Source organism: Streptomyces chartreusis, assembly GCF_008704715.1.
In the GTDB taxonomy this organism is placed as follows: domain Bacteria; phylum Actinomycetota; class Actinomycetes; order Streptomycetales; family Streptomycetaceae; genus Streptomyces; species Streptomyces chartreusis.
In genome coordinates, this window is record NZ_CP023689.1 from 646791 (window position 1) to 662821 (window position 16031).

15 protein-coding genes are annotated in these 16031 nt (G+C 70.5%); 7 read left to right on the forward strand and 8 right to left on the reverse strand.

Annotated features, from left to right (window positions below; genetic code table 11):
- Positions 1-22: 22 nt before the first annotated feature.
- Positions 23-1201 carry a MalY/PatB family protein gene (locus CP983_RS02665; RefSeq protein WP_150498370.1) on the reverse strand — a complete coding sequence of 393 codons (1179 nt, stop codon included), beginning with the start codon at positions 1199-1201 and terminating at the stop codon, positions 23-25.
- A gap of 216 nt (positions 1202-1417) precedes the next feature.
- Here CP983_RS02665 and CP983_RS02670 point away from each other — a divergent pair, with 216 nt between their 5' ends.
- Complete coding sequence (locus CP983_RS02670; protein ID WP_150498371.1) at positions 1418-2779, forward strand: S1 family peptidase; 1362 nt, start codon at positions 1418-1420, stop codon at positions 2777-2779.
- Positions 2780-2933: 154 nt separating this feature from the next.
- On the opposite strand, the gene CP983_RS02675 is transcribed toward CP983_RS02670, so the two are convergent.
- Together CP983_RS02675 and CP983_RS02680 are read right to left on the reverse strand one after the other, a co-directional pair.
- Entirely contained in the window at positions 2934-3119 is a 186-nt protein-coding gene (locus CP983_RS02675; protein ID WP_107911128.1) for a hypothetical protein, read from the reverse strand.
- Positions 3120-3218: 99 nt separating this feature from the next.
- Positions 3219-4379 carry an ROK family transcriptional regulator gene (locus CP983_RS02680; protein ID WP_150498372.1) on the reverse strand — a complete coding sequence of 387 codons (1161 nt, stop codon included), beginning with the start codon at positions 4377-4379 and terminating at the stop codon, positions 3219-3221.
- 168 nt (positions 4380-4547) lie between these two features.
- Between CP983_RS02680 and CP983_RS02685 the strand changes: the two genes are divergently transcribed.
- The 4 genes from CP983_RS02685 to CP983_RS02700 are packed head-to-tail and all read left to right on the forward strand — an operon-like array spanning position 4548 to position 9025.
- On the forward strand, positions 4548-5513 hold the full coding sequence (locus CP983_RS02685) for a carbohydrate ABC transporter permease (RefSeq protein WP_150498373.1): 966 nt from the start codon (positions 4548-4550) through the stop codon (positions 5511-5513).
- A gap of 17 nt (positions 5514-5530) precedes the next feature.
- The gene (locus tag CP983_RS02690; RefSeq protein ID WP_150498374.1) at positions 5531-6448 is read left to right on the forward strand and encodes a carbohydrate ABC transporter permease; all 918 of its coding nucleotides are present in this window, start codon (positions 5531-5533) and stop codon (positions 6446-6448) included.
- A 22-nt stretch (positions 6449-6470) separates the two neighbouring features.
- On the forward strand, positions 6471-7808 hold the full coding sequence (locus CP983_RS02695; protein ID WP_229914622.1) for an ABC transporter substrate-binding protein: 1338 nt from the start codon (positions 6471-6473) through the stop codon (positions 7806-7808).
- Between the two features lie 14 nt (positions 7809-7822).
- Positions 7823-9025, forward strand: a complete 1203-nt coding sequence (locus CP983_RS02700) for a Gfo/Idh/MocA family protein (protein WP_150498375.1) — start codon at positions 7823-7825, stop codon at positions 9023-9025.
- 43 nt (positions 9026-9068) lie between these two features.
- Here the strand turns inward: CP983_RS02700 and CP983_RS02705 are convergent, their stop codons facing one another.
- Together CP983_RS02705 and CP983_RS02710 are read right to left on the reverse strand one after the other, a co-directional pair.
- Complete coding sequence (locus CP983_RS02705) at positions 9069-9770, reverse strand: L,D-transpeptidase family protein (RefSeq protein ID WP_107910278.1); 702 nt, start codon at positions 9768-9770, stop codon at positions 9069-9071.
- Positions 9771-9917: 147 nt separating this feature from the next.
- A complete protein-coding gene (locus CP983_RS02710) occupies positions 9918-10715 on the reverse strand; it encodes an SDR family NAD(P)-dependent oxidoreductase (protein WP_150498376.1) in 798 nt (265 codons plus the stop codon).
- A gap of 49 nt (positions 10716-10764) precedes the next feature.
- Here CP983_RS02710 and CP983_RS02715 point away from each other — a divergent pair, with 49 nt between their 5' ends.
- A complete protein-coding gene (locus CP983_RS02715) occupies positions 10765-11313 on the forward strand; it encodes a hypothetical protein (protein WP_150498377.1) in 549 nt (182 codons plus the stop codon).
- Here the strand turns inward: CP983_RS02715 and CP983_RS02720 are convergent.
- From CP983_RS02720 to CP983_RS02730, 3 genes are all read right to left on the reverse strand, one after another.
- Complete coding sequence (locus tag CP983_RS02720; protein ID WP_150498378.1) at positions 11304-12218, reverse strand: SDR family oxidoreductase; 915 nt, start codon at positions 12216-12218, stop codon at positions 11304-11306. The two genes, CP983_RS02715 and CP983_RS02720, sit on opposite strands and share 10 nt — an antisense overlap.
- A gap of 154 nt (positions 12219-12372) precedes the next feature.
- Complete coding sequence (locus CP983_RS02725; RefSeq protein WP_150498379.1) at positions 12373-13002, reverse strand: MBL fold metallo-hydrolase; 630 nt, start codon at positions 13000-13002, stop codon at positions 12373-12375.
- Positions 13002-14090 (reverse strand): S-(hydroxymethyl)mycothiol dehydrogenase, encoded by a 1089-nt coding sequence (locus CP983_RS02730; protein ID WP_150498380.1) that lies wholly within the window; start codon positions 14088-14090, stop codon positions 13002-13004. Before CP983_RS02730 ends, CP983_RS02725 begins: the two co-directional genes overlap by 1 nt.
- 218 nt (positions 14091-14308) lie before the next feature.
- On the opposite strand from CP983_RS02730, the gene CP983_RS02735 reads away from it, so the two are divergent.
- Positions 14309-16006 (forward strand): MBL fold metallo-hydrolase, encoded by a 1698-nt coding sequence (locus tag CP983_RS02735; RefSeq protein WP_150498381.1) that lies wholly within the window; start codon positions 14309-14311, stop codon positions 16004-16006.
- Positions 16007-16031 lie beyond the last annotated feature (25 nt).

The following is a 16031-nucleotide window of genomic DNA, read 5'->3' on the forward strand; positions in this document are numbered from 1 at the left end:
ACCCCGGCCCGCCCCGGCCGGCTCAGTCGAGCGCCGCCGCCATCCGCCGTACGCCCTCCTCGATCAGTTCGGGCGATGTCGCCAGGTTGAGCCGTACGTGCCCGGCGCCGCCGGTGCCGAAGGGGATGCCGGAGTTGAGGGCGACCCGGCCCCGGCGCAGGAAGACCTCCGCGGGGTCGTCGCCGAGGCCGAGGGCGCGGCAGTCGAGCCAGGCGAGGTAGGTGGCCTCGGCGGGGCGGTGGGTGACGGCCGGGAGGTGCTCGGCGAGGAGGCCGGCGAGCAGGCGCCGGTTGTCGTCGAGGCCCGCCCGCAGGCTGTCGAGCCAGTCGGTGCCGTCCCGCAGGGCCGCGCTGTGGGCGATGATGCCGAGGTGGCTGGGCCCGTGGCTCACCTCTTCCGGCATACGGGCCAGGTCCGCGGCGGCGCCGGGCCCGGCGATGGCCAGGGCCGCCTTGAGGCCGGCCAGGTTCCAGGCCTTCGACGCCGACATCAGCGACAGCCCGTTCTCGCCGCCGGCGACGCTCAGATAGGGCACGAAGTCGACCCCGGCGGCGGTGATCGGCGCGTGGATCTCGTCGATGACGACCCGTACGCCGTGGCGGTCGGCGAGGTCCGCGACGGCGGCCAGTTCGGCGGCGGTGTGCACGGTGCCGGTCGGGTTGTGGGGGCTGCACAACAGGAAGGCCGCGGCGCGGCCGCCCTCGGTCACCCGCCGAAAGGTTTCCTCCAGTACGTCGAGGTCGATGCGCAGGTCGGCGCCCAGCGGGGCCTCTACCACCTGCCGGTCCATGTGCTCGACGAACTGGAAGAACGGTGGATACACGGGCGAGTTCACCACGACCGGGTCGCCCGGCCCGGTGACCAGCTTGAGCATCTCGACCACGCCGAGCATGACGTCCGGCACGATCGCCGTCCGCTCCACGGCCAGTCCGTCCCAGCCCCAGCGCTTCTCCGCGAAGGCGGCGAGCGCCTCGGCGTAGCCGGTGCCGGCGGGGTAGCCGGTGTCGCCGAGTGCGAGGGCGTCGGTGATGGCGCGGACGACGGGTTCGGCCGGCAGGACGTCCATCTCGGCCACCCACAGCGGCAGGACGTCGTCGGGGTAGGCGCGCCACTTCATGCTCGTACGACATCGCAGGCGGTCGAGGGTCAGGGCGCGCAGGGGATTCGGTTCACCGGACGGCTCGTGCGGGATCCTCGTCATGGATCACAAGATAGGTGGGCTTTACAGGAACCGGGAACGGGCGCGGCGGGCAGTGGCCGGTGGATGCCCGGGAAGTGGCCCGGTGCCCGCCGGCGCCAGAAAGATCACCTGGGCCGTGAACGCGGGCGGGCCGCGCTGCGTATGGAGAGAGGGTGCTCAACTCCGGGAGGGCCCCGCGGCGTTGATGCCGCGCTGTACTTGGTTCGGGAGCCATGCATGAGGCACGCACGACGACGTCTCGTCCGGCGAGTGACACGGCTGGCGGCCGTCGGCGGACTCCTCCTCGGCGGAACGATGGTCACACGCGCCGTGGCGAGCGAGCCGGACGGCACCTCCGTCCCGCGCACCTTCGCCGCCTCGGCAGCCGACACCGGCAGTGAGCTGGTCGCCCGTCTGGGCGCGTCCCGTACGGCGGGCAGCTGGTTGAACGCCGCAGGGAAGCCGGTCGTCGCGGTCACCGACGAGGAGGCCGCGGCCGCGGTCCGCAAGGCCGGTGCCGAGCCGAAGATGGTCGACCACAGCATGGACGATCTGAAGTCGGCGACGTCGACGCTGCGCTCGGCACCCCGGGTGGCCGGTACGGCGTGGGTGATGGACTACCGGTCCAACGAGGTGGTCGTGAAGGGCGACAGCACCGTCTCGGCCTCCGACTGGTCCCGGATGACGCAACTCGCCGACGGCATGGGCGGCTTCGTCCGGATGGAGCGCACCGACGGCACGTTCACGACCCGGCTCAACGGCGCGCTGCCGCTGCTGTCGACCGCCGGGCGCTGTTCGGCCGGGTTCAACGTCACCGACGGGCAGCGCGACTTCATCCTCACGGCCGGGCACTGCGGGCCCGACGGTTCGGTGTGGTTCGCCGACACCCGGGGCACCCAGCAGATCGGGCAGACGGTCAAGCAGAACTTCCCCGGCAGTGACTTCTCGCTGGTGCAGTACGCGAGCGGCAAGGCCGGGGCCGGCGCCGAGGTGGTGTCCATCGGCGAGGGCAAGGGCGTGCGGATCACCGGCGCCGCCGATCCGGCCGTCGGCCAGCGGGTGTTCCGCAGCGGCAGCACCAGCGGACTGCGCGACGGCGAGGTGACGGCACTCAACGCCACGGTCAACTACCCCGAGGGGACGGTCACCGGGCTCATCGAGACGAACGTGTGCGCCGAACCCGGCGACAGCGGTGGCCCGATGTTCTCCGAGGGCGTCGCGCTGGGCGTGACGTCGGGCGGCAGCGGCGACTGCACCTCGGGCGGTACGACGTTCTTCCAGCCCGTGACGAAGGCCATGGCCGCGCTGAACGTCAAGATGATCGTCGCGGCGCCGAACGGCTCGGGTCAGGGCGCCGCGCCGGCACCGTCGGCGACGCAGAGTGCCATCGCCCCCGGTGAGGCGTCCCCCGGCTCGTCGGCGCCGATCACCGGCGAGGGCGCCGCGACGCTGCTGGCCCGGCTGGCGGACCCGAAGAACGCGGGACCCGGCCTGCTGGTCATCGCGGGCAGCCTGTGTGCCCTGGTGGCGACTCGCTTCATCCGCGCGGAGCAGGACCGCAAGGCGTACCGGCGGTACTACTCGACGACCTGGGGGTGATGGGCCCCGGCCCGCGCATCTGGGCCGGCCGAGGTCTGTGTGAGAGAGGTCATCGTGAGAAAGGCACCCCTCGGAACGGGGGTGCCTCGGGAGGATCAGGTACGCGGCGAGGTGGCCGAGGAGAGAGTGCCCGGACCTTTGGTCGAGTGGGCGCTCAGGCCGCCTTCACCGTCTGCGGGGCCGCCTTGGCCCACTCCATGACGAGGCGCTGGTACTCCTCGCGCTGCTCGACGCTCAGTGTCCCGCCCGCCCGGCGCCACAGCGCCCGGATCTCCTCGTTGACCTCGTCAGCCGATCGATCGGAGGCGATTTCAACAGTGGTGGACATGCTGTGAAGCATACGGCCCGGGACGTGAAGGCGCTGTGAGTAAGCACACTCAATACGGACATAACGGACCGTGTTGCTGATCACGTCATATGTCAATGGCGAACGTCGAGTTCAGGCGTCCGCGGCCCCCAACACCAGCACCTGGATGGCGAGAACGGCGGCGCCGCGGGCCCAGTCGTGAAAGTCGGACACCTTCGTCTCCAGGTCGATCGGCGCGGCGAGCGGATGCCGGTGGGCGCGCATGGTGTCCGCCACAGTCCCGCCGGCGACGTCCATCAGGCCCACTCCCTCGCCGGCGAGAAGGATCTTCTGCGGCAGCACGAAGTTGGCGATCTGCGCGACCAGGACGCCCAGCGCACCGGCCGCCTCCCCGATCACCCGGGCGGGCATCGGCTCCCCCGCCGCCGCGAGCTCCAGGATCTCCTCGTACGTACGGTCACGGCCGGTGGCGGCCCGCACCTGATAGCGGATGTTGGGGATGGTCAGCAGTGAGACGGCGCTGCCCCGCGCCCCGTCCGGGGTCAGCGGGCCGTTGGGGTTGATGATCCAGTGCCTGCCGAAGCCACGGTCCTCCTCGGCGTAGGGCACCCGCTTGCCGCCCAGGACCAGCCCGTAGCCGATGCCGGCGCCGATGGTGAGGACGACGAACCGGTCGAGGCCACGGCCGGCGCCGAACCAGGTCTCGGCCTCGACGAGCGCTGCGACGTCGTTCTCCACCACCACCGGCAGTCCGGTGCGCTCCTCCACCAGCTCGGCGAGCGGCACGTCCCGCCAGTGCAGGAACGGCGACTCCCCGACCACGGCACGGTCCTCGACCAGGCCGCCCACGCCGATGCCGATGCCGGCGAGCCGGGGGTGGCTCGCCGCGAGTTCCTCGGTCATCTCACCCAGCAGGGCCACCACTTCGCCCGGTTCGTGGGAGGTCACGGGGCGGTCGTAGCGGGCGACGATCTCGCTGCGGAGGGTGGTCACGACGCCGTAGACCATGTCCTCGGTGATCTTGTAGCCGACGAAGGACCGTGACTCGGCGACGACGTCCAGCGGCTGCGAGGGGCGCCCCTGGCGCACCTCCATCACTCCGCCCGCCTCGGGGACCTCGATCAGGAGGCCCGACTCGATCAGCGGTTTGGTCAGCCGGGTGAGGCTGCCGGCGGAGAGGTCGAGTCGCCGGGCGAGTTCGGTACGCGACAGGGGGCCGGCGAGGAGCACCTCGATCGCCACCGAGCGTTCACCGGGGCTGAGAGGAAGCCAGCTGGCGGCTACTGCGGTCATGGTCGTCAGGCTCCCACATCCGTTATTTCTTTCTCCTCAAAACCAACCAGGCCAGTCTATGGCGATAACGGCGGCTTGAAGAAGATGTTCGCAGGGACTCTTGACGCTGGATTCTTCCGCCGCAAAAGTAAGTGGCCGAGGACGAGCCGCAGACGAGGGAGTCTCCCGATGACCATCGCCTCCAGCAGCCCACCGTCGCGTCTCCCATTGGGCGGCGCCGCGGGGGCAGGGACCGAACAGAGGACACGCCGGGCGGCGACCCGCGAGAACCGGGGCGACGGACGGCTCGCCGCGGTGTTCATCGCCCCGGCGCTGCTGGGCTTCGCCGCCTTCCTGCTCTGGCCCACGCTGCGGGGCGTCTACCTGAGCTTCACCCGCTTCAACCTGCTCACGCCGCCGCAGTGGGTGGGCCTGGACAACTACGTCCGGATGGTCCACGACCCGATCTTCTGGGACTCGCTGCTGGTGACCGTCGAGTACGTGGTCATCAACATCGGCGTGCAGACGATGTCGGCACTCGCCATCGCCGTGCTGCTCCAGCGGCTGACGCAGTCGGCGGTGCTGCGCGGGATCGTGCTCACTCCGTACCTGATGTCCAACGTCGTCGCGGGCATCGTCTGGCTCTGGATGCTCGACACCCAGCTCGGCATCGGCAACGAGATCATCGCCGGACTCGGCTTCGACCGGATCCCGTTCCTCGCGGACGAGACCTGGGCGATCCCGACGATCGCCCTGATCAATGTGTGGCGGCACGTCGGCTACACCGCGCTGCTGCTGTTCGCGGGGCTCATGGCGATCCCGAACGACGTGTACGAGGCCGCGAAGGTGGACGGCGCGAGCGAGTGGCGGATGTTCTGGCGGATCACGATGCCGCTGCTCAGGCCGGTCCTGGCGGTCGTGCTGATCATGACGGTGATCGGTTCGTTCCAGGTCTTCGACACGGTCGCGGTGACGACGGCCGGCGGCCCGGCGAACGCCACCAACGTCCTCCAGTACTACATCTACGGCGCCGCCTTCGGCCGCTTCCAGTTCGGCTACGCCTCGGCGATGTCGGTGGCCCTGCTGGTCGTGCTGAGCGCCATCACCGTCCTCCAGTACCGGATCACCCGGGCCGGACAGAGCGACCTCGGCTGAGGGAAGGAGACACCGACATGGCTGCTGTGGCAGACACGACGACCGTACGGCGCGTCAGGCGCCGGCCCTCTACCGGGCGGATCGTGGCATGGGCGGTGATGGCCGCCATCGTGCTCATCACGCTGTTGCCGTTCTACTGGATCCTGCGCACCGCGCTGTCCTCGAACACCGCGCTCGCCGCCCATCCCGGCGACCTGCTGCCGGTCGACGCGACGACCGGGGGCTTCGAGCGTGCCCTCGGCCTCCAGTCGACCGAGGAGGCGATAGCCCAGGGCGGTTCGGGCGGCGGGCTCAAGTTCTGGCGCTATCTGATCAATTCGGTGGTCGTCTCGACGCTGATCACCGTCTGCCAGATCTTCTTCTCCGCCATGGCCGCGTACGCCTTCGCCCGGCTGCGCTGGCGCGGGCGGGAGAAGGTGTTCGGGCTGTTCCTGGCCGGGCTGATGGTGCCGGCCATCTTCACCCTGCTGCCGAACTTCGTGCTGATCAAGCAACTCGGCCTGGTGGACAGCCTGCTGGGCGTGGCCCTGCCGACGATGTTCATGACTCCGTTCGCGGTGTTCTTCCTGCGCCAGTTCTTCATGAACGTGCCCCGGGAGGTGGAGGAGGCGGCGCTGCTGGACGGCGCCGGGAAGATACGGATCTTCTTCCGGGTGATGCTGCCGATGGCGTCCACGCCGATCCTGACGCTGGGACTGCTGACGTACATCACCGCCTGGAACGACTACTTCTGGCCGCTGATGGTGTCCTACAGCGACAGTTCGCGGGTGCTCACCGTGGCGCTGGCCATCTTCCGGGCCCAGACACCGCAGACCGGTTACGACTGGTCCGGCCTGATGGCGGCCACCCTCATCGCCGCCCTCCCGATGCTCGTGCTGTTCGGCTTCTTCGCACGCCGCATCGTCGGCTCCATCAGCTTCACCGGCATCAAGTAAGGGGACAGGGATGCGAGTTCGTATGCGTACGGTCCTGGCGCTGACCGGGGCGCTGGCGCTGTCCCTGGCCACCGGGTGCGCGCAGGGCGGCACGGCCGGGTCGGGCGGGAACACGGTGACGTACTGGCTGTGGGACGCCAACCAGCTGCCCGCCTACCAGGCCTGTGCCAAGGGGTTCGAGAAGCAGAACCCGGGCCTGAAGGTGAAGATCACCCAGATGGGCTGGGCCGACTACTGGACCAAGCTCACCGCGAGTTTCATCGCGGGCACCGAGCCGGACGTCTTCACCGACCACATCCAGAAGTTCGGCCAGTTCGCCGACCTGAAGGTCCTCGAACCGCTCGACGACCTGGGCCTGGACGACTCCGCCTACCAGACGGGCCTCGCCGCCAACTGGAGGGGCCAGGACGGCCACCGCTACGGAGCGCCCAAGGACTGGGACACCGTCGCCCTCTTCTACAACCAGAAGCTGGTCGAGGAGGCCGGGCTCGGCAGCGAGCAGCTCAACAGCCTCTCCTGGAACCCCGAGGACGGCGGCACCTTCGAGAAGACCATCGCGCATCTGACCGTCGACAGGAACGGCAAGCGCGGTGACGAGGAGGGCTTCGACAAGAACAACGTCAAGGTGTACGGCATGGCGACGGGCGGCGCCGGGGACGCCGACGGCCAGACCACATGGAGCCCGTTCGTCTCCTCGGCGGGCTGGAAGTACACCGACAAGGCGCGCTGGGGCACCGAGTACCAGTACGGCAGCAAGACGTTCCAGTCGGTCGTCGACTGGTACTTCGGCCTGGCGAAGAAGGGCTACCTGGCGCCCTTCACCGACTACACCGACGGCGCCAACCCGGCCAACGCCCAGGTCGCCTCCGGCAAGGCGGCGACCTCGTTCGACGGTGCCTGGATGATCTCCACCTACTACGGCACCAAGGGCCTGAAGGTCGGCACCGCGCCCACGCCGGTCGGCCCGACCGGCAAGCGCGCCACCATGATGAACGGCCTCGCCGACTCCGTCACCAAGAACGCCCGCAACAAGGAGGGCGCGAAGAAGTGGGTGCGGTACCTGGCCTCGAACGAGTGCCAGAAGACCGTCGGCGGCTACGGCATCGTCTTCCCCGCCACCCCCGACGGCACCCGGGCGGCCGTGGCGGCGTACGAGAAGAAGGGCATCGACGTGTCCGCGTTCACCGAACCGGTCACCGACAAGAAGGACTCCGCGACCTTCTCCTTCCCGATCACCGACTACGCGGCGGACGTGTACTCCCTGATGCGTCCCGCCATGCAGGACGTCTACGCGAACGACGCCCCGGTGAGCGGTCTGACCAGGACCAACGACCAGATCAACCTCATCCTCGGCCAGTGAAAGGCACACACTCCATGACGTTCTCCCTCGGCATCGTCGGCGCCGGCCAGTTCTCCGGCCAGTTCGCCACGCTGTTCCAGGCCCACCCCGGTGTCAGCGACGTGTACGTCACCGATCTGCTGCCCGAGCGGGCCGAGCAGCTCGCCGACGCACAGGGACTGGCCGGCACCTTCCCCTCGTACGAGGCGATGCTGGAGTCGAAGGCCGTCGACGCGGTCGCCATCTTCACCCAGCGCTGGACCCACGGCCCGCTGGTGCTCCAGGGCCTGAACGCCGGCAAGCACGTCTACTCCGCGGTCCCCATGGCGATCACCACGCAGGAGATAGCCGCGATCATCGACGCGGTCCGGGCGACCGGCCTGACGTACATGATGGGCGAGACCAGCCAGTACAACCCGGCGACCGTGCACGCCCGCAACCAGATCGCCGAGGGCGCCTTCGGGCGGCTCTTCTACGCCGAGGGCGACTACGTCCACGACATGGACCTGGGGTTCTACGAGGCCTACCAGTACAGCGGCGGCGAGAACTGGAAGGCGACCGCCTCGTATCCCCCGCTGCTGTACCCGACGCACGCGGTGGGCGGGGTGCTGGGCGCCTGGCAGACGCACGCCGTGAGCGTGTCGGCGATCGGCGTCGTGGACGACCGGGGCGACGGGGTCTTCGACAAGGAGGTCAGCCAGTTCGGCAACGACGTGTCGAACGCGACCGCGCTGTTCGAGGTCGCGGGCGGCGGCTCGTTCCGTACGAACGAGTTCCGGCGCGTGGGATACCCGTCCCACATCAGGGAGTCCCGGTTCCGGTTCTTCGGCACCGAGGCGAGCATGGAGCAGCTCGCCACGGTCGCCCTGTGGCAGGACAAGAAGGGCGTCAAGGACATCAGCGAGCTGCTGGAGCCCAAGCCCACCCTGTCGCCGGACGACCCGTCGCTCCAGCACATCGCGCCGGAGCTGCGAGCCGCCTTCACCTCCGGGTCGGCGCCGGTGCACGACCGCGCCCGGCTGCCCAGGCAGTTCGACAACCTGCACAACGGTCACGAGGGCAGCCACCACTTCCTGGTGGACGACTTCGTGACATCGGTCAACTCCCGCACCCTGCCGTCCGTGAACGCCTGGGTGGCGGCCCGCTACACCCTGCCGGGCATCGTCGCGCACGAGTCCGCGCGGCAGGGCGGGGCCAGGCTGGAGATCCCGGACTTCGGGGACGCGCCCGAGGCGTGACGTTTCCCCGAGACCGACCCGCGAGCCGGGTACCTGTCCTGACTCAGGTGCCCGGCTTGCGGCCGTACACGTAGACGTCGTCGCCGTTCTTCAGCAGCGACCAGTACTTCTTGGCGACCGTCTTCGTCATGTTCACGCAGCCGTGGGAGCCCGGCGGGTTCCACATGCTGACGCCGACGGAGTGGAAGGCCTGGCCGCCGTCGAAGAACTGCGCATAGGGCATCGGCACGTTGTAGATGCTCGACACGTGGTCGATGTTGCGCCAGTAGATCTTCTTCAGGCCGGTGCGGGTCTCGTAGCCGTTACGGCCGGTGCGGACCGGGACCGGGCCGTACACGAGCCGGCTGCCGTCCTGGATCCAGCTCAGCTGGAGCGTGAGGTTCACACAGGCGATGCGGCCCTTGTTGACCGGGCACTTGCCGTCCTTGTTGGGGTTGTTGCCGACGGCCTTCTGCTTGTTCATCAGGTTCATCACGCCCCAGGTCACCGGACCTGCGTAGCCGGCGTTCGGGCTGATGCCGTGCTTAGTCTGGAAGGCCTGGATGGCCTTGCAGTCGGCGCTGGACTGCTTGCCGTCGACCGGACGGCCCAGGAACTTCTCCACCTGCTTCTGATACGGGCCGGCCTGGGTCGTGCAGCTCGGCGCCGCCTGCGCCGGAGCGGCGGCGAGCGTGAGCGTGAGCGGTGCGACCAGTCCGCCGGTGATGCCGAGTGCGACGGCGCGCCGTCTGCGTATGTCCCCCATGGCCGGGCCTCTCCCTGACGAGTTCTTTGGACTTCTGCCAGGTAGACCCGTATGTGGGGGCATCGGTTGTGCTGCCGGCCCGGCTGTGACCGAACAGTGAAATTTCGCCGGGCGACAGGGTGGGGTCCGGCCAGGACGCCGGACCCGTCAGGCGTCGTCCGCGCGCCTGACCGCTGCCAGGAATCCGGTGTTCACCGCGGTCAGGCCGCCGTCGACGGTGAGCGTGGTACCGGTGATCCAGGCCGCGTCACGGGACGCCAGGAAGGCGACGGCCGCGGCGATGTCCTCGGGCTCCCCGACCCGGCCCAGCGGGTACAGACCGCGGATCGCGTCGAGCTCCTCGTCCCGCCCCTCCCACGCCGAGGTGCGCACCGTTCCCGGCGTCACGAGGTTGACCCGGACGCCCCGGGCGGCGGCGTGGCCGGCGAGGGTACGGGTGAGGGAGAGGAGGCCGGCCTTGGCCGCGCTGTAGGCGTGGTTGCCGAAATCCTGGAGCCCGTTGACGGAGCCGATGTTCACGACGGCACCGCGGCCGGAGGCGGCCAGGTGCGGCAGCGCGGCGCGGCAGCAGCGGTAGGTGCCGGTGAGGGTGATGTCGAGGTCGAGGGCCCAGGCGTCGTCCGGGCCGTCCTCGAAGAGCTCGGTGTCGGGTGTGCAGGAGGCCGCGCTGTTGACGAGGACGTCCAGCGAGCCGAAGGCGGCGACGGCTCGGGCGACGGCCGCCTCGACGGACACCCGGTCACCGACGTCGCACGCCAGCGCCTCGGCCACGAGCCCGCGTCCGCGCAGCTCCTCCGCCGTCCGCTCGGCCTCGGGTCCGTCCCGGTCGGTCAGCAGGACACGGGCGCCCTCCTCTGCCAAGCGGCGCGCGGTCGCGGCGCCGATACCGCGGGCGGCGCCGGTGATCAGGACTGCGTGGTCTGCGAAGCGCTTCGTGTCCGTCATGGGCGAACCGTAGTGCCGGGACGATCATCCGGGCAGATAGCGTGCGTCCATGTCGGTGTTCCTGCAGCAACTCCCCGCGCTCATAGGCGTCGTGGTCGGCGCCCTCGGTTCCTACGTGGTGGTCGTGCGGGGTGACCGGATGAGGTTCGGACGGGAGCAGGCGGCGCGGTGGGAGGAGCGGCGGCTCGGGGTGTACGCCGACTATGCGCAGTCGGTGAAGAAGACGGTCACGGTGGCCTACCGGATCTCCGCCGGGAACGGCATCGGGCACCATCCGGACCCTCTCACCCTCGCCGATGCCGAGCCGCTGCTGGCCGAGGCCAATCTCGAGCGGGATCCAGCGGGTGAGGCGCTGATCATGCTGGGCAGCGTCGACGTGGCGGAGAAGGGGCGTTCCTGGGTCGTGACGGTGATGGAGATGGAGCGCTTCGTACGCGCGGGCGATCAGGACCAGGAGGCCTGGCGGGCGCTGCTGGACAAGCAGCGCGCCAGGCGTGCGGACTACTACGCGGCCGTGCGGGAGGACCTCGGCCTGCCGCCCGGCCACTCGGCGCGCTGGCCTGTCCGAACGGACGACCCGGTGCCGCCTCAGCGGTAACCCGTCGTGTCCGCCGGCTTCCCCGCGTCCTGTACCTCCACGAGGTACCGCCAGGCGTCGGGGCGGCTGCCGTCGAGGTCCGTGAAGCCGTAGACCTGTGCCAGCTGCCCGCTGGAGAGGGACTCGCCGTTCCAGCGGGCCAGGTCGGGGTCGGCGGCGAGGGCGGCGACGGCCCGGCCGATGTAGCGCGGGGTCTCGGAGATGGCGAAGTGCGGGACGCGTGCGACGGCGTCGCGCCAGTTGTCCTCGCGCACCTCGAAGGCGTCGAGCATCATCTCCGAGCGCAGCCAGCCCGGGGTCAGCGCGACGGCGGTGGCGCCGCGCGGGCCGAGCTCGTGGCCGAGGGAGAAGGCCATGCGCAGTACGGACGTCTTGGCGAGGTCGTAGAAGAAGGAGTTGCGGTAGTTGGCGCTGTTGTAGTCCGCCGTGCCGTCGGTCATCTCGACGACCAGTCCGCCCGGATTGCGGAGGAGCAGGGGCAGGGCGTGGTGGCTGGTGATGGCGTGTGTCTCGACGGCGAGGCGGAGCAGCCTGAGGCCCTTGTCCAGGTCGTGCTCCCAGACGGGGCTGTCCCAGGCGAAGAGCTTCTCGCCGCCCCAGACGTCGTTGACCAGGACGTCGAGGCGGCCCTGTTCGTCGGCGATCCGGTCCACGAGGGTGCGGACCTGCACCGGGTCGAGGTGGTCGGTGGGTACGGCGATGCCCCGGCCGCCGGCCTCGGTGACCAGGTCGGCGGTGTCCTCGATGGTCTCCGGGCGGTCGTACTCCGAGCGCCGGGCGCGGGTGCTGCGTCCCGTCACATAGACCGTGGCGCCGGCCGCTCCGAGTTCGACGGCGATGCCGCGTCCGGCTCCCCGGGTCGCCCCGGCGACCAGTGCGACCTTGTCCTTGAGCGGCTGTGACATGTCCGGCCTCCGGTGCCCTCGTGTGTGGTGTCGTCATCGAGGGTGCCGGGGAAGCCGGACATCTTCTGTCGTCTTTTTCGGGAGGGTGCCGCCTTTCACGGCAGGGTCACCCGGCCGGGTGCCGCCGTACGTCATGGCCCGGCCGTCGGCGCGCTCAGTGGCCCCGGTCGAGCCACTCCTGGAGGTGCGGTGCCTCGTCGCCGATGGTCGTCGGGTCGCCGTGGCCGGTGAGGACCTTCGTCTCGGGCGGCAGGGTGAGCAGCCGGTCGCGGATCGAGCCGATGATCGTCGGGAAGTGGGAGTACGAGCGGCCGGTGGCGCCGGGACCGCCCTGGAAGAGGGTGTCGCCGGTGAAGATCACGCCGAGGCCGGGGTCGTACAGGCAGACCGCGCCCGGCGCGTGCCCCGGGGTGTGCAGGACCGTGAGGTCGGCGCCCGCGGCCTCGATGACCTGGCCGTCCAGGAGGTGCGCGTCGGGGTCGCGGTCCGGGTGGGTCAGCTTCCACAGCGGCATGTCGTCGGGGTGCAGCCAGATCGTGGCGCCGGTGCGGTCCGCCAGGGCGGGCGCGGCGTCGATGTGGTCGTTGTGGGCGTGGGTGCACACGATCGCCGTCAGCCGCCGGTCGCCGACGGCCGTGGCGATGGCGTCGGCGTCGTGGGCGGCGTCGATGACGATCACCTCGTGGTCGTCGCCGACCAGCCAGACATTGTTGTCGACGTCCCAGGCGCCGCCGTCGAGGCTGAACTGCCCGGAGGTGACGAGGCGTTCGATACGGGCGGTCATCAGAACACCACCACCGAGCGCAGGACGTCTCCCTGGTGCATCCGCTCGAAGGCCTTCTCCACGTCGGTGAGTTCGATCGTCTCGGTGACGAACGCCCCGAGGTCCAGCCGGCCCTGCAGATGCAGGTCGATCAGCATCGGGAAGTCCCTGCTCGGCAGGCAGTCGCCGTACCAGGAGGACTTCAGGGACCCGCCGCGCCCGAAGACGTCCAGCAGCGGCAGCTCCAGCTTCATCTCCGGGGTCGGCACGCCGACCAGGACGACGGTGCCGGCGAGGTCGCGGGCGTAGAAGGCCTGCTTGTACGTCTCCGGGCGGCCGACCGCCTCGATCACGACGTCGGCGCCGAAACCGCCGGTCAGCTCGCGGATCGCCTCGACGGGATCGGTCTCGCGCGAGTTGACCGTGTGCGTGGCGCCCATGGAGCGGGCCTTCTCCAGTTTCCGGTCGTCGATGTCCACCGCGATGACCTTCGCCGCGCCGGCCAGGTTCGAGCCCGCGATGGCCGCGTCACCGACCCCTCCGCAGCCGATCACGGCCACGCTGTCGCCGCGGCCGACGTTGCCGGTGTTGATCGCCGCGCCGATGCCGGCCATCACGCCGCAGCCCAGCAGTCCGGCCACTGCCGGGGCTACCGCCGGGTCGACCTTGGTGCACTGTCCCGCCGCGACCAGCGTCTTCTCGGCGAAGGCGCCGATGCCGAGCGCCGGGGAGAGTTCCTGGCCGGTGGCGGCGAGGGTCATCTTCTGGCCGGCGTTGTGGGTGGCGAAGCAGTACCAGGGCCGGCCGCGCAGACAGGCACGGCAGTTCCCGCACACGGCACGCCAGTTGAGGATCACGAAGTCGCCGGGGGCGACGTCCGTGACGCCGTCACCGACGGACTCCACCACGCCCGCCGCCTCATGGCCGAGCAGGAACGGGAAGTCGTCGCTGATGCCGCCCTGCCTGTAGTGGAGGTCGGTGTGACAGACCCCGCAGGCCTGGACCCGTACGACGGCTTCTCCCGGCCCCGGATCCGGCACGACGATCGTCTCCACGCGCACGGCCTCGTCCTTGCCCGGTGCGATCACGCCCCGCACTTCCTGCGCCATGGTGCTCAGCCCTTCCCTCCGCGGATCTCCGTCCACTTCCGACCCTAGACGCAACTGATCAGTAAGGGCACGAAGAGGGGGTCTTCCCATGTGCTTCCGGCCACCTTCCCTCGAATACCCCCGGGGGTACCCTGCTACTGTGGATTACATACCCCCGGGGGTAAATATCCCGCCCGGGGTGGGCACGGGCTTCACCAGGACAGGAGAGGAGTGCTGCCGTGTACTTCGTCGACACCATCGAGGTGCCGGGACTGGGCAACCGCGGCTATCTGGCGGGCGGCGCGCACAGCGCCGTGGTGGTCGATCCGCCGCGGGACATCGACCGTGTGATCACCGCTGCCGCACGGCGGGGTGTGCGCATCACACATGTGGTGGAGACACACGTCCACAACGACTACGTGACCGGCGGCCTGGAGCTGGCCCGGCTCACCGGCGCCGCCTACCTCGTCCCCGCCGCGGCACGGGTCGCCTACGCGCGCGTGCCGGTCGCCGACGGGGACCGCACGCACATCGAGGACGACCTGGTGCTGCGCGCCCTGGCCACCCCCGGGCACACCCCGCACCACACGTCGTACGTGCTGGAGGAGGCCGGGCACGCCGTGGCCGTCTTCACGGGCGGCTCCCTGCTCATCGGCACCGTGGGACGGCCCGACCTGGTCGAGCCGGGGCTGACCGGCGGGCTGGCGCGGGCGCAGTACGACTCGGCGCACCGGCTGGCGGCCGAGCTGCCCGACGAGACGAGGGTCCTGCCCACGCACGGCTTCGGCAGTTTCTGTTCGGCCGGCCAGTCGGCCGGCGGGACGGCGACGACCATCGGGCGTGAGCGGCAGGTCAACGACGCCCTGGTCAAGGACGTCGACACCTTTGTCGCCGAGCTGCTCGCCGCGCTGGACGACGTACCCGCGTACTACGCCCACATGGGGCCCGCCAACACACAGGGCCCTGCTCCTGTGGATCTGACACCGCCCCGTCAGGCCGACGCCGAGGAGATCGCGGCACGGCTGGCCGCCGGGGAGTGGGTGGTGGACCTGCGTCATCGCGTCGCGTTCGCCGAGGGCCATGTCGCCGGGTCGGTCAACTTCGAGGCGGAGGGCCAGCTCGCCACCTATCTGGCCTGGCTGCTGCCCTGGGGCAAGCCGGTGACCCTGCTCGCCGAGTCGCCCGCCCAACTCGCCGAGGCCCAGCGCGAACTGGTCCGCGTCGGCATCGACCGGCCGGCCGCGGCGGCCACCGGTTCCCCGGCGGACTGGGTACGCCCCGGTGAGCGCCCGCGCTCCTTCCCGCGCGGCACCTTCGCCGACCTCGCGGCCCAGGACGGCGTGATCACTCTGGACGTACGGCGCGACTCCGAGCGCCACGCCGGCCACATCAAGGGTTCGCTGCACATACCGGTGCACGAGCTGCGCGGCCGTCTCTCCGAGATACCGGACGGCACCGTGTGGGTGCACTGCGCCGGCGGTATGCGCGCAGGCATCGCCGCCTCGCTCCTGGACGCGGCGGGCCGTGATGTCGTGGCCGTCGACGACTCCTTCGACTCGGCCCGTGCGGCCGGGCTGCCCATGGCCCGGGTCACGCCGGCCGAGGCGCGGGAGCGGACGGACGCGGGCGCGGTCCTCGTGGACGTCCGCGAGGCACCGGAGTGGGCCGAGGGCCACGCCCCCGGCGCCGTCCTCGCTCCCCTCTCCGCCCTGACCGCCGGGGAGCCGCTGCCCGAGTCCGCACGGTCCCGTCCGGTCGTGGCCATCTGCCGCTCCGGCAAGCGCTCCCGCGAGGCGGCGGCCCTGCTCTCCGCGCGTGGCGCGGAGGTCGTGGACGTGGTCGGAGGGATGCGCGCATGGACGGAGGCCGGGCTTCCGGTGGTGGCCGAGGCGGGCTTCTCCGAGGTGGCGGAATCGGGGGCGTCCGGTGCGGAGTGAGGTCCGGGTCCACGGCTCTCATCGC

What these genes read in the sequence shown, in the direction of transcription:
- CP983_RS02665 (WP_150498370.1), bottom strand. Translation starts at nt 1,201, where the DNA reads ATGACGAGGATCCCGCACGAGCCGTCCGGTGAACCGAATCCCCTGCGC.
- CP983_RS02670 (WP_150498371.1), top strand. Translation starts at nt 1,418, where the DNA reads ATGAGGCACGCACGACGACGTCTCGTCCGGCGAGTGACACGGCTGGCG.
- CP983_RS02675 (WP_107911128.1), bottom strand. Translation starts at nt 3,119, where the DNA reads ATGCTTCACAGCATGTCCACCACTGTTGAAATCGCCTCCGATCGATCG.
- CP983_RS02680 (WP_150498372.1), bottom strand. Translation starts at nt 4,379, where the DNA reads ATGACCGCAGTAGCCGCCAGCTGGCTTCCTCTCAGCCCCGGTGAACGC.
- CP983_RS02685 (WP_150498373.1), top strand. Translation starts at nt 4,548, where the DNA reads ATGACCATCGCCTCCAGCAGCCCACCGTCGCGTCTCCCATTGGGCGGC.
- CP983_RS02690 (WP_150498374.1), top strand. Translation starts at nt 5,531, where the DNA reads ATGGCTGCTGTGGCAGACACGACGACCGTACGGCGCGTCAGGCGCCGG.
- CP983_RS02695 (WP_229914622.1), top strand. Translation starts at nt 6,471, where the DNA reads ATGCGTACGGTCCTGGCGCTGACCGGGGCGCTGGCGCTGTCCCTGGCC.
- CP983_RS02700 (WP_150498375.1), top strand. Translation starts at nt 7,823, where the DNA reads ATGACGTTCTCCCTCGGCATCGTCGGCGCCGGCCAGTTCTCCGGCCAG.
- CP983_RS02705 (WP_107910278.1), bottom strand. Translation starts at nt 9,770, where the DNA reads ATGGGGGACATACGCAGACGGCGCGCCGTCGCACTCGGCATCACCGGC.
- CP983_RS02710 (WP_150498376.1), bottom strand. Translation starts at nt 10,715, where the DNA reads ATGACGGACACGAAGCGCTTCGCAGACCACGCAGTCCTGATCACCGGC.
- CP983_RS02715 (WP_150498377.1), top strand. Translation starts at nt 10,765, where the DNA reads ATGTCGGTGTTCCTGCAGCAACTCCCCGCGCTCATAGGCGTCGTGGTC.
- CP983_RS02720 (WP_150498378.1), bottom strand. Translation starts at nt 12,218, where the DNA reads ATGTCACAGCCGCTCAAGGACAAGGTCGCACTGGTCGCCGGGGCGACC.
- CP983_RS02725 (WP_150498379.1), bottom strand. Translation starts at nt 13,002, where the DNA reads ATGACCGCCCGTATCGAACGCCTCGTCACCTCCGGGCAGTTCAGCCTC.
- CP983_RS02730 (WP_150498380.1), bottom strand. Translation starts at nt 14,090, where the DNA reads ATGGCGCAGGAAGTGCGGGGCGTGATCGCACCGGGCAAGGACGAGGCC.